Here is a 12,003-nt window from a genome sequence, read left to right on the forward strand (position 1 = left end):
CCAGCCGGGAGCGTCGTCGCGCTTTGGTCTGGCACTAGCACTCAACGTGCCGAAGCGACATCGGTTCAAGGGGTATTCGGAGATTTATTCAACGACATTTCTTCTGGCGCAGCGCGACGAAAAAGGGCGGCCATCGGCCGCCCTTTCAGGTCTTCCTGTCATGAAGGACCGGCACTCAGCCGCGAGTCTTGTCCCGCGTCGCGAGGGCTGCCTGGGCCGCAGCGAGGCGCGCGATCGGCACGCGATAGGGCGAACAGGAAACGTAATCGAGCCCGACCTCCTGGCAGAAATGGATCGAGGCCGGATCGCCGCCATGCTCGCCGCAGATGCCGAGCTTGATGTCGGGACGGACCGCCCTGCCCCGCTCGACGCCAATGCGAACGAGTTCGCCCACGCCTTCCTGATCGATCGAGATGAAGGGATCGGCGGACAGGATGCCCTTCTGGGTATAGGCCCCGAGGAACGTCGCGGCGTCGTCGCGCGAGATGCCGAGCGCGGTCTGCGTCAGGTCGTTGGTGCCGAAGGAGAAGAACTCGGCGGTCTTGGCGATGTCCCCGGCGCGAAGGGCCGCACGCGGCAACTCGATCATGGTGCCGACCTGATAGGACAGCGTCGCGCCAGTCTCGTCGGTGACGGCCTTCGCCATGGCGTCGATGCGCGCCTTGACGATGTCGAACTCCATCTGGGTGAAGACCAGCGGAACCATGATCTCGGCGGTGACGGGGGCATCCGTCTCCTTGGCGGCCTGGACGGCGGCTTCGAAGATGGCGCGGGCCTGCATCTCCGCGATCTCCGGGAAGGCGATGGCGAGGCGGCAGCCGCGGAAGCCGAGCATCGGGTTGAACTCGTGCAGCTCGGTCATCCGGCGGCGGAGCTTCTCCTCGGACACGCCGGTGCTCTTGGCGACGTCCTGCACTTCCGCATCGGTATGCGGCAGGAACTCGTGCAGCGGCGGATCGAGCAGGCGGATCGTCACCGGCAGGCCAGACATGATCGTGAACAGCTCGACGAAATCCTGGCGCTGATAGGGAAGGATCTTTGCCAGGGCCGAACGGCGGCCTTCGACGTCGTCGGCGAGGATCATCTCGCGAACGGCGACGATGCGGTCCCCTTCGAAGAACATGTGCTCGGTACGGCACAGGCCGATACCCTCGGCCCCGAAGTTGCGGGCGGCGCGGGCATCGGTGGGCGTGTCGGCATTGGTGCGCACCTTCATGGTGCGGACCTTGTCGGCCCAGCCCATCAGGGTCGCGAATTCACCGGAAAGCGACGGCTCCAGCATCTTCACTTCGCCGAGGAGGACCTGGCCGGTGGAGCCGTCGATGGTGATCTTGTCGCCGGCCTTCAGCGTCGTGCCCGCCACCGTGAGGGTGCCGGCCTTGTAATCGACGCGGATCGTGCCGACGCCCGAGACGCAGGGCTTGCCCATGCCGCGGGCGACCACGGCGGCGTGCGAGGTCATGCCGCCGCGCGTGGTGAGGATACCCTCGGAGGCGTGCATCCCGTGGATGTCCTCGGGGCTCGTCTCGATCCGCACGAGAATACACTTGCGCTCGGCCTTGCGGGCGGCCTCGGCATCCTCGGAGTTGAACACGATCTCGCCGGTGGCCGCGCCGGGCGATGCCGGCAGGCCGGACGCGATGATCTTGCGCTCGGCTTTCGGGTCGATGGTGGGGTGGAGCAGCTGGTCGAGGGCGGCGGGCTCTACCCGGCCGATCGCCTCCTCCTCGGTGATCAAGCCTTCGGCGGCGAGATCCACGGCGATGCGCAGAGCCGCCTTGGCGGTGCGCTTGCCGTTGCGGGTCTGGAGCATCCAGAGCTTTCCGCTCTCGATGGTGAACTCCATGTCCTGCATGTCGCGGTAATGGGTCTCGAGCAGCCCATAGATCCGTACCAGCTCGGCATAGGATTCGGGCATCGCCCGCTCCATTGACGGCTTGTCGGACTTGGCCTCGATCCGTGCCTTCTCAGTGATGTCCTGCGGGGTGCGGATACCCGCCACCACGTCTTCGCCCTGGGCGTTGATGAGGAACTCGCCGTAGAGCGCGCGCTCGCCGGTGGAGGGGTTGCGGGTGAAGGCGACGCCCGTGGCCGAGGTGTCGCCCATATTGCCGAACACCATGGCCTGGACGTTGACCGCCGTGCCCCAACTCTCGGGTATGCCGTTGAGCTCACGGTACTTCTTGGCGCGCGGGATCATCCACGAGCTGAACACGGCGCCGATGGCGCCCCAGAGCTGGTCTTCGGCACCCTGCGGGAAGTCGGCGCCGTGCTCGTCGCGGACAATCTTCTTGTAGAGACCGATCATGTGCTTCCAGTCCTCGGCACCGAGTTCGGTATCGAGGCTGAAGCCCTTGGTCTCCTTGTAATGCTCCAGCGCCTCTTCGAAGGCGTGGTGCTCCACATCGAGCACCACGTTCGAGTACATGGTGATGAAGCGGCGGTAGGAATCGTAGGCGAAGCGCGGATCGCCGGAGCCTTCGGCCAGCGCCTCGACGGTGGTGTCGTTCAGGCCGAGATTCAGCACCGTGTCCATCATGCCCGGCATGGAAGCGCGAGCACCGGAGCGGACCGAGACGAGAAGCGGGTTCTTCGGGTCACCGAAGCCGCGGCCGGTAAGAGCTCCGACAGCATCGAGCGCGGCCTGGACCTCGGCCTTCAGTTCCGCAGGGTACTGACGATCGTTGTCGTAATACCAGGTGCAGACTTCAGTCGTGATGGTGAAACCCGGAGGCACTGGGAGACCGAGATTGGACATCTCGGCGAGGTTTGCGCCCTTGCCTCCGAGGAGGTTGCGCATGGAGGATTGACCCTCCGCCTTGCCGTCGCCGAACGAGTAGACCCACTTCGCCATCGCCAATGATCCGCTTGCAACAATCGGGGATGTCATACCCCTAGATGCCCCGTTGAACCATTGCATGCTGCAATGCAAGATGAACGGCCCTTACGCGGTCATCACGCGTAACGGGCAGCCGGATTTGTCATGCGATCATGACACAGGGTTAAGACATCTTCCTGCCTATGCTCGACGAGCGGGAAGCTGATTCGCCGATTTGTCGGCTCTTGGCTGCTCGCTGACGCAACCCGAAGGGATCGGTTGGCATCATCGAATGACCCGGTGAACATCACCCGTCATTCGCACGAAACCGCATTCCAAAACTCCAGGAACGCGGGTCGAACCCGCCATGCCGACGGCTTGGCTTGGCATTCAGGCGCGATATTTTCCGTTGCGCTTGACCAGCACCCGCGTGCCGACGGGGACGCGCTCGAACAGATCAACGATGTCCTCGTTCAGCATGCGGACGCAGCCGGAAGACATCTGCTCACCGATGCTCCAGGGTTCGTTGGTGCCATGGATGCGGAACAGGATGTCCCGATTGTTCTGGTAGAGATAGAGGGCGCGGGCCCCCAGCGGATTGTCCACCCCGCCCTTGCGGGTCCTCGGCAGGTCGGGGTTGAGGGAGACCATCGTGGTGGTGGGGCTCCAATCCGGCCACACGCCCTTTCGTCCGACCTTCGCTTCGCCTTTCCAGGAGAAGCCGAGCTTGCCGACGCCGATGCCGTATTGCTGGGCCGTACCGTCCTCCTGCACCAGCGCAAGCTGGCGGTTGTCGATATCGACCACGATGGTGCCCGGCTTTTCCGCCCCGGTATAGCGAACCACCTGCCGACGATATTTCGGATCGAGCCGCGACGTATCAACCAGCGGCACGTCGTAGGGCTTATCCGGCATCGAACCCGTATACCAGGCGGCCTCATCATCCTGCGCCACGGTCATGGGCCCACGAGAATTGCATGCGGCCAATGGAGCGATGACGAGCAGGCTGAGAAGGACACGGCGGATATGCATCGAGGGCTCCACGAAAGTGGTCGTCGGGCGGATCATTGCCCTCATGACTACCGTCCGATGGCCGACGATGTTGTGTCTTTCACGTCGCAGCAGGAGGGAACATGCCCGCCATCTCCGCTTTACGAGAGGCAGTGCTCGCGGATTCATCTCGTCTGGCTCGGCTGATCTTGATCGTTCGGCGCGCTGACGCCGAGCCGTTTTCCGTCCCGCTCGCTCGTCTCAAGCTGTGTGCCGGCAGGAAGGCCTGTCCACTGGGAATGTCGTTCCGAGCTCGGCCCGCAGGTTCGGGTCTTTCGCGACATCGACCGTCAGGCTGATCCCATCGCTATCGGCCCGGCACCGAAGGTGAGGCTGCGGAACTACGGAATGTCGAAGGCTGGGCCGCTGTCCCATCTTCACCTTGCGCTGATACCGTGACGAACGATGATCTCCTGGGCGCCGTACATGCGGACGTGAAGCATCGCGATCTTGAGTGCGCCCTGAAACCGAACTTTCGGTTAGGGCTCCCATCCCATCGAGTGGTGTTCCCGGTTGAGTTGCCCTTCTCGAGCTCGATAACTTTATCTCAGGTTGAGTCTGGTCGATGCGGTGAGGCAAGCTGCGTTGCTCCGCCGGGCCGGGCGGGGCATGCTCGACCCCGATGCGGCAGGGCCGCCGGAAACCGAGACGACGCGATGGCCGATACGCAAACCTTCACCACGACCGAGGTCGACGAGCCCCTCGCCGACCTCGCGCCGGCGATTCATCTCGACCATTGCGTCATCCACGTCTCCGATTGGGAGCGCTCGACTGCCTTCTATCGCGACGTGCTGGGCGCGGAGGTGATCGCTCGCGGGAAGGGCTTCGCCTATCGGTTCGGCGGCGTTCAATTGAACGTCCACGGCCCCGGCCTGTCGCCGACTCCGCTGGCCGAACGTCCGGTGATGCCGGGCGGCAGCGATCTTTGCTTTCGGTGGTCGGGGTCCATCGACGACGCGCTCACGCATCTCGCGGCGAAGGGCGTCCCCGTCGAACTCGGTCCTGTCGAGCGCAATGGCGCCGCCGGTACGGGGATCAGCGTTTATTTTCGCGACCCCGATGGTTCGTTGATGGAATTCATCACCTATCCGACGGATTGACGGTGCTGCCTCAGCTGCGCCGTTCCGCCAGCTGCTGGTTCGTATGTTCGAGACGCAGGGCGAGTTCACGCATCACCGCGATGCTGATTTGCGGAAACTGAGCCAGCAATTCGAGGAACACCGTCCTGTCGATCCGCAAGGCGGTGATCGCTGTGTCGGCCTGCACGGTGGCAGAGCGCGGCTGGTCGGCCAGGATGCCCATTTCGCCGACCAACGCGTTCGACCCGAGAAGGGCGAGCCGGAATGGGCCGAACGGCCCGTCGATGGTGACGGCGGCTGAACCGTCGAGAATGAGATACGCGGCATCCGCCACATCGCCGCGGGCGAAGAGCTGTTGCCCCGCTTCGAAATGCACCCGCTCACTGGTGAAGGCCAGGAGCTTCAGGCGGGACGGTTCTACTCCGCGAAAGAGCGGCACCTGTCGGAGTGACGAGACCTCGGTGTCGAGGGTCATGATGGGACGACCATTCTGAGCGCTCCGGCGGAAGACGCCGACCGATGGGCGCCTTCATCCCGCGCATCCATGCGGTTTGCCCAGGCATTGTCCAGCCCCGTGTATTCTCACGGCGAAGAGGGGCGGCCTCGCGCGCTGACATACGTCACCGTCGATGATTCGTTGCATCTGAGGCGGGTTGTCGCGGTATCCAGGCGCTTTCTCGCAATGACCAGCCGGCATGGATTAAATGGCGGCAGGCATTTGTCTTCAGCAAGGTTGGCCGAGGAACCATCGATATTGGCGAAGGTTGTCATCTTCGAGAACCACATGCTGAGGAGGCGCTGATGGCATCAGGAAATTCTACCTCAAAGCGAGGTTTTGCATCGATGGATCTGGAGCGGCAACGCGAGATCGCGAGCAAAGGTGGACGGAGTGTTCCGGCGGAAAAGCGATCGTTTTCTCAGGATCGCGAGCTTGCTTCGTCCGCGGGACGCAAGGGCGGTCAGTCGACCACACCCGGCCGGTCCGGCGAAGACTAAACTCCATTTGTTGGAAGAGACAAGGCGCGTACCGAGATCCGGTGCGCGCCTTTCTTGTTTGAGGCGACCGAATATCTAATTCGTCCGCCGTTTTAGGCGCAACAGTAAAAAGCCCTCCGTCATCAACGAAGGGCTTGCGGGTCTCGACGTTCAGTGTCGGTCTGTTGCTTACGCGATGCAGCGGCCTGGGATCATGCGGCGTGCTTCCGGGCCGGCCAAAGAGCTGATTGCTCCCTCACAGCCATCCCTCATGGTTCTGCGAGGCTTCAGCACGGGCTTTTCCGTTGAAACGGTATCCTGGTCCGACGAGAACGCCGGTGCCCTGCGCTCATTCGAGACCGCCGTCGTCACACGGAGCACGGCGATGTCGCTTCCACCGATCTGCGCCGGTGAGTGAATGATGGCCGGCGTCAAGCTCGCGGGAGCCTGCTGGCTCGTCGCAACGGGATGCAACCAGCGGTCTGCTTCGCGCTGAACGACCGGCAAGACAAGCATCGTCAGGAGGGCAGCCGGTCCACCGACACTCAGGATCAATCCAGACCGAAGCATTGTCGTAATCTCCAAGCGGAGCTTGACAGGATGCTGGACAACGCGACCTGATCGTCGCGAGTTCCTTGACTGATCTAAAAACTTTACGGCCAGTAAACGACGGGCTCGTTGTTGCAAACATTTTTTCGGGACCAGGGTACCTCCCGTTAAGGCGCGTGGCGTGAAAACCACGCGCGTGACAAAAATGGCCGAAGTCGCATTTTTTGGAACCCTGTTGCATCACGTTCGTTACCAAATCACCCGGCCGCCTGGTCCTCCCCCCGCATTCCCCTTGTGCATTGGCCGGAAACTTTTCACGGGTCGGACATTCGTCCGGCCCGTTTTTATTGATCGGCTGACCGAGCGAAAACGGAAAAGCCCCGATCGAGGATCGGGGCTTTCTGATTCACCGGTGATGTCTGTGACTGTCGGACGATCAGGCGGTCTTCTCGCGGCGACGGGCGCTCTGCTGGAAGAACAGGGCTTGGCTGATCACCGCCGAAACGTTGGCGGGCTGGAACGGCTTGGCGATCAGGAAGGCGGGCTCGGGCCGCTCGCCGGTGAGGAAGCGCTCGGGATAGGCGGTGATGAAGATCACCGGCACCTCGAACGTCTTCAACAGATCGTTCACCGCGTCGAGCCCCGAAGAGCCATCGGCAAGCTGAATGTCCGCGAGGATCAAACCAGGACGCGATCCCTCGGATGCGATCTTGATCGCTTCGGTCCGTGTCCGGGCGACGCCGATGACGTTGTGGCCGAGCCCTTCGACCAGGGCTTCCAGGTCCATGGCAATGAGCGGCTCGTCCTCGATGATGAGGATTTCCGTGGCCATGTCGGCCGCCAGTTCGCGTCCCGCTTCGTCGACGAGGTCACGCACCTGCGTCACGTCGACTTCGAGGATCACCGCAGCGTCCTCTTCGGAGAAGCCTTCGAGGCACGACAGCAGGAACGCCTGACGCGGCAGCGGGGTGATCTGCCCCAGCCGAACTTCGGCCGGTAGATCATGCTGAACCTGATCGCTCTGGCCGTTGACCGATAGGGAATTCCAGATGCGGGTGTAGACCCGGAAAAGGTCCGCCTTGACGTTGGTGCTGCGTCCGAGCGTGTCCGGCTCGTTGACGAGCGTTTCCAGCGTGGCGGCCACATATGCATCGCCGGCGACTTGGCTGCCGGTCAGTGCCCGCGCGTAGCGGCGCAGATACGGCAGATGTTGCACGACGAGTTGAGCTGTCGACATTAGATCCCCTTGGCACTGCCGTTCTTTATGGTCGCCACCGCCATAACGCGGTTCGATGGGCTGTGTTCCGCGAGCCCGGAACCGTTTGTATCGCGCTGCGTTGCAGGTGCAGCCATGACTTATGTCAAGCCGCAAAACAATCGCGGCGATGCCACCGCGTGGCATCAAGGGGATAACCGAATGGACGAGGACGAAACGGTCCGCATCTCCCTGGCGGAGACGCGATTGGAGCTGGAACGTGAGCCGAAACTACATAGCCCCGAAAATCACAGCCTGAGTGACCTCACCCAGAAACGGATCGGCATGCATCTGCGTGCCATGTACGACACGATTGTCCAGCAACCCGTTCCGGATCGCTTTCGAGATCTCATCGCCCGGATGGACGATGCCTCCGGTCAGCCCTTCGATGAAAAATAATCTAACTCACCTGCCTCAGCGCTAAAGTGTGCACCGGCACGGGTGGAGTGTGTGATGGTCTTCGCTTCGTAGAAAAGCCGCCGAAGCGATCCGGCGGCTTTCTTGGTGTCTGGGTTGTCGGTCTGACTGCACCGACACGTCCAATCGTCAGAGTGTCGGCGAGCGGCCGCGCATCAGGCCAATGACGGCCGAGATGGCGAACAGAACGATGGCGACAAAGAAGACGAGCTTTGCGGCTTCCATCGCGGTGCCGGCAATACCACCAAAACCAAGCAGAGCGGCCACGAGGGCCACGACGAGAAATGTTACAGCCCAACCAAGCATGGTCTCGATCCTTGTGAAGCTGGTGCGACCTGTGCCGCGACCTCATGACATCAATAACGCCAAGTTATCCGACCGGTTCCTGACTTTGACACAAAGCGGTCACGATTGGTTACCGAGGCGAAACCAGCGGGTCGCGGAAGCGCAGACAGACACGCCGACGCACCCTGGAAAAGATCCGAACATCGTCCTGGCCCGGATTGCGCCGAGACGATCCGTTGCCCAGCGCAGTGCTCACATGCGTCATATCGGCGAGACTCTTGTCGGTTTCGGGAGTGACGACCCACATAGTGGTTGACGCTGATGTGGAACCCGGTGTCCGATGTAGCGTTCGTCACCTGTTCCCGAACACGGATACATTCTGATGAGAGAGTCGCTGGCCGCATCCCTTGCACGACGCCTTCTCGATGCGGTCGCTGCGGCCGCTCGCGGAGTCGTAGAGGCGATCGAAAATGGGTCGCCTGCTCCCCAGCCCGTACCGGTCCGCGTCCGTCGCAACGATCGGCGCTGATACAGTGCGCTCAATAGGTGAGTGTGGAGCGTAGTCCGAGCACCACGCCACCTTTGACCCGTTGGTTCGGGCGCGTGGGGTCTGCGATACCCCCGCCGGGATTGATGACGACCTGGATATCCGGTTGGATCGTCCAACCGGGCACCACTACTGCTTGATATGTCAGTTCGATAGAGGCTTCGTAGCTGCGGACCGGGTGGAAGTCAGTGTCGAAAGACAATCGGTCCCGGTCGTAGCGCTGGGCATGGTTGCCGATACGCGCGTAGATGAAGCTGAGGCCGAAGGTGTCTTCCGGCCGGCCGGGCACCATCCCCGAGAAAACGATGCCGCCATCCGCCCAAAGGCCGATGAGGTTCCGGTCCGACGGGCTGCCGGATAGGCGGGCATAAACGGCCACGCCGTCGGCCTGATCAGCGCCCTCCGGTCGGTAGAGTTGCGCGTCGATCACCGCATAGGCGCCGCTCGTTCCACCATGTCGGCGCGGTGATCCGCTGCTATGGATGCTCGCCAGGGAAAGCCCACTCCGGTCGTAGCGGTAATCGTCGAAACGCCCGAAATGCTCATATCCTCCGAGTTTCACACTTCGAGTGAGCCCGCTCGGGCCGGGTACTGCACGAAGCTGGATCTCGCCCATCAGCAGCGGCGGATCGTTCAGGCGAAAATTCAATCCGGTCCGGTTGACGCTGGCCTGATCGCCGGGGTCGCCGTTGAACACCGCAATAAGCCCGCTCATTGAGGCGTTGGGCGTCCAGCGCATCCGAAGTCCGGGAGTCGATAGGGGATAGGCAGGGCCGCCACTTGGTAGGTTCGCTCCGGTGATGGTCGGCCAATCGTTGCTCAGGAAGATTTTTCCGGTTTCGGAGGCGAAGAACTCGCCATCCGCCACGAGTTGCCCAATCCGAAAGTTGAAGCGCTGGTCCTCCGAGGCATGCTCCAGCCAGAGTTCTGAAAGGCGTGTCGAGGGATAGGCTTCGATATTGCTCACCGTGATCAGGCGATGAAAGCTGCGATCACGCAGGCCGCCCGTGTCGTGGATCTGGAAGACGTTGGCGAACGCGCTCCAGCCCCTCCAACCGGCAAACCGGTCGAGATCGACGCTGATCGCCGCCTCGAACTTGCCGGCATGGATCGGCCCTTGCCTCACCCCGCCGCTGACGTTGCCCAGAACCTCGTTCGTATAAAGCAGGTTGTAGGTGATGCCGCGCGGCGCCAGCATTCGGCGGAATCCGCCGGGATCGCCGAATGTACCGAGTGAGGGTTGGATCGAGGGCGGTCGGTCGTCGTCCAGAGCGGCGGACTGCGCCGGGCGATCGTCTAGGGCTCCTGTCGCCGAGGGTTCCGACCAAGCGGGCGAGGCGATCGGGTAAGCGAGGTTCACGGCGAAAGTGCCCACCAATCCCACCCGCCACCTCCGAAAAGCCCTTCTGCTGATCATCGACGCCTGACCTCGATAGTATAGCCTATGCTATGTTTTTAGATAAAGTTTTTGCGTCCGGGCCCGCTGGGCAGCCCGGTCGGTAACGGTCGGAAACGCTGTACTCCGCCCTTCCCTCAAGAAGACCGGCGATGACTGACTTGGTTCAGGCGCCGCTGACGGTATCCACCAGAAGCTTGACGTTGAGGCCCACGATGATCGCGGCGATCACCCAGGCGAGGATTTTCAGCCAAGCGGGAATGACGAGCGCACCCATCTTCTGCTTGTCCGATACGAAGCGGACCAGGGGGATGACGGCGAAGGGCAATTGCATCGACAGAACGACTTGGCTCAGCACCAGCAATCGGGCCGTGCCCTCTTCCCCGTAGAGTCCCGTCACGATCACGACCGGCACGATGGCGATGCCGCGCGTGATCAGGCGCCGAGCCCAGTCGGGAATACGCAGGCGCAGGAAGCCTTCCATGATGATCTGGCCGGCCAGCGTCGCGGTGACGGTGGAGTTGAGTCCCGAAGCGAGCAGCGCCACGGCGAACAAGGTGGAGGCGATGCCGGCCCCCAGCAACGGCGACAGCAGCTCATAAGCCTGCTCGATCTCCTGCACGTCCGTTCGCCCGGTGGCATGAAACACCGAGGCGGCCATGATCAGGATCGCGGCATTGACGAAGAGCGCCAGCATCAGCGCGATGGTCGAATCCGTGACCGCGAACCGCAGGGCGCCGCGACGCCCCTCCTCGGTACGTGGATAGGCTCGCGTCTGTACGATGGACGAGTGCAGGTAGAGATTATGCGGCATCACGGTCGCGCCGATGATGCCGATGGCGATGTAGAGCGCGGCCGGATTGGTGACGATCTGCGACGAGGGGATGAAGCCCGCGAGCACGGCCTGGACCGGAGGCGCGGCCAGGGCGATCTGTATGCCGAAGCATACGAAGATCACCAGCAGCAGCGCGATGACGAACGCTTCGAGCGCGCGAAACCCGCGGCGCATGAGGAGCAGGATCAGAAAGACGTCCAGGGCGGTGATGATCGCGCCGATGACGAGAGGGATGCCGAACAGCAGCTTGAGGGCGATGGCAGTGCCGATGACCTCGGCCAGGTCGCAGGCGACGATGGCGGCTTCGCAGGCGATCCATAGGACGAAGCTGACGGGCCGTGGATAATGATCACGGCAGGCCTGGGCGAGGTCGCGGCCGGTGGCGATGCCGAGACGGGCCGAGAGGGCCTGCAGCACGATCGCCATCAAGTTGGAAAGCAGGATGACGGCCAAAAGCGTGTAGCCGAACTGCGAACCGCCCGCGATGTCGGTGGCCCAATTTCCCGGATCCATGTAGCCGACGGAGATCATGTAGCCGGGGCCCAGGAAGGCCAGCAGGCGTCGCAGCCAGCTCCCGTTCGCGAGAACCGGTACGCTGCCGTTCATGCGACCGAGGCTCGGCTGTTCCTGCGTGTCGCGGCTGAAGCGCCACGCCCGATCCTCGTTGAGCCTGTCCATACCGCGTTTTCCGACGAGCCGAATCACGAATGCCGCACTGCACCCTGCGAGCCATATAGCATCGGCTATAATGGAAAACAAAGGCTAAGATAGCGGGGGCGTCTCCGTCTCCACCGGTG

The 12,003-nt window shown here is 62.6% G+C and carries 10 protein-coding genes; 3 read left to right on the forward strand and 7 right to left on the reverse strand.

Going from position 1 to position 12,003, the window contains the following annotated elements; translation table 11 throughout:
* Positions 1-175: 175 nt before the first annotated feature.
* Both ppdK and RQI43_RS12340 read right to left on the reverse strand, forming a co-directional pair.
* Entirely contained in the window at positions 176-2,854 is a 2,679-nt protein-coding gene (gene ppdK, locus RQI43_RS12335; RefSeq protein ID WP_311275336.1) for a pyruvate, phosphate dikinase, read from the reverse strand.
* Positions 2,855-3,208: 354 nt separating this feature from the next.
* Complete coding sequence (locus RQI43_RS12340) at positions 3,209-3,886, reverse strand: L,D-transpeptidase (protein WP_056430145.1); 678 nt, start codon at positions 3,884-3,886, stop codon at positions 3,209-3,211.
* A 638-nt stretch (positions 3,887-4,524) separates the two neighbouring features.
* Here RQI43_RS12340 and RQI43_RS12345 point away from each other — a divergent pair.
* A complete protein-coding gene (locus tag RQI43_RS12345; protein WP_056430142.1) occupies positions 4,525-4,968 on the forward strand; it encodes a VOC family protein in 444 nt (147 codons plus the stop codon).
* A gap of 10 nt (positions 4,969-4,978) precedes the next feature.
* Here the strand turns inward: RQI43_RS12345 and RQI43_RS12350 are convergent, their stop codons facing one another.
* Positions 4,979-5,422: a cyclic nucleotide-binding domain-containing protein gene (locus RQI43_RS12350; RefSeq protein ID WP_207410685.1), complete on the reverse strand. Its 444-nt coding sequence runs from the start codon at positions 5,420-5,422 to the stop codon at positions 4,979-4,981.
* Positions 5,423-5,748: 326 nt separating this feature from the next.
* Here RQI43_RS12350 and RQI43_RS12355 point away from each other — a divergent pair, with 326 nt between their 5' ends.
* Positions 5,749-5,943, forward strand: a complete 195-nt coding sequence (locus RQI43_RS12355; RefSeq protein ID WP_082470393.1) for a general stress protein — start codon at positions 5,749-5,751, stop codon at positions 5,941-5,943.
* Between the two features lie 964 nt (positions 5,944-6,907).
* Here the strand turns inward: RQI43_RS12355 and RQI43_RS12360 are convergent.
* Positions 6,908-7,708: a response regulator gene (locus RQI43_RS12360; protein WP_056430130.1), complete on the reverse strand. Its 801-nt coding sequence runs from the start codon at positions 7,706-7,708 to the stop codon at positions 6,908-6,910.
* A gap of 180 nt (positions 7,709-7,888) precedes the next feature.
* Between RQI43_RS12360 and RQI43_RS12365 the strand changes: the two genes are divergently transcribed.
* Positions 7,889-8,125: a NepR family anti-sigma factor gene (locus tag RQI43_RS12365; protein ID WP_311275337.1), complete on the forward strand. Its 237-nt coding sequence runs from the start codon at positions 7,889-7,891 to the stop codon at positions 8,123-8,125.
* 147 nt (positions 8,126-8,272) lie between these two features.
* On the opposite strand, the gene RQI43_RS12370 is transcribed toward RQI43_RS12365, so the two are convergent.
* From RQI43_RS12370 to RQI43_RS12380, 3 genes are all read right to left on the reverse strand, one after another.
* Positions 8,273-8,449 carry a DUF1328 domain-containing protein gene (locus RQI43_RS12370; RefSeq protein ID WP_003599466.1) on the reverse strand — a complete coding sequence of 59 codons (177 nt, stop codon included), beginning with the start codon at positions 8,447-8,449 and terminating at the stop codon, positions 8,273-8,275.
* A 518-nt stretch (positions 8,450-8,967) separates the two neighbouring features.
* Positions 8,968-10,173, reverse strand: a complete 1,206-nt coding sequence (locus RQI43_RS12375; protein WP_311275338.1) for a carbohydrate porin — start codon at positions 10,171-10,173, stop codon at positions 8,968-8,970.
* Positions 10,174-10,537: 364 nt separating this feature from the next.
* Positions 10,538-11,884 carry an Nramp family divalent metal transporter gene (locus RQI43_RS12380; RefSeq protein WP_056430127.1) on the reverse strand — a complete coding sequence of 449 codons (1,347 nt, stop codon included), beginning with the start codon at positions 11,882-11,884 and terminating at the stop codon, positions 10,538-10,540.
* Between the last annotated feature and the right edge of the window lie 119 nt (positions 11,885-12,003).

This window comes from Methylobacterium sp. WCS2018Hpa-22, from assembly GCF_031843785.1.
GTDB lineage: Bacteria > Pseudomonadota > Alphaproteobacteria > Rhizobiales > Beijerinckiaceae > Methylobacterium.

Coding starts and splice junctions, on each gene's coding strand:
- ppdK (WP_311275336.1), bottom strand. CDS start 2,854: ATGGCGAAGTGGGTCTACTCGTTCGGCGACGGCAAGGCGGAGGGTCAA.
- RQI43_RS12340 (WP_056430145.1), bottom strand. CDS start 3,886: ATGATCCGCCCGACGACCACTTTCGTGGAGCCCTCGATGCATATCCGC.
- RQI43_RS12345 (WP_056430142.1), top strand. CDS start 4,525: ATGGCCGATACGCAAACCTTCACCACGACCGAGGTCGACGAGCCCCTC.
- RQI43_RS12350 (WP_207410685.1), bottom strand. CDS start 5,422: ATGACCCTCGACACCGAGGTCTCGTCACTCCGACAGGTGCCGCTCTTT.
- RQI43_RS12355 (WP_082470393.1), top strand. CDS start 5,749: ATGGCATCAGGAAATTCTACCTCAAAGCGAGGTTTTGCATCGATGGAT.
- RQI43_RS12360 (WP_056430130.1), bottom strand. CDS start 7,708: ATGTCGACAGCTCAACTCGTCGTGCAACATCTGCCGTATCTGCGCCGC.
- RQI43_RS12365 (WP_311275337.1), top strand. CDS start 7,889: ATGGACGAGGACGAAACGGTCCGCATCTCCCTGGCGGAGACGCGATTG.
- RQI43_RS12370 (WP_003599466.1), bottom strand. CDS start 8,449: ATGCTTGGTTGGGCTGTAACATTTCTCGTCGTGGCCCTCGTGGCCGCT.
- RQI43_RS12375 (WP_311275338.1), bottom strand. CDS start 10,173: ATGCTGGCGCCGCGCGGCATCACCTACAACCTGCTTTATACGAACGAG.
- RQI43_RS12380 (WP_056430127.1), bottom strand. CDS start 11,884: ATGGACAGGCTCAACGAGGATCGGGCGTGGCGCTTCAGCCGCGACACG.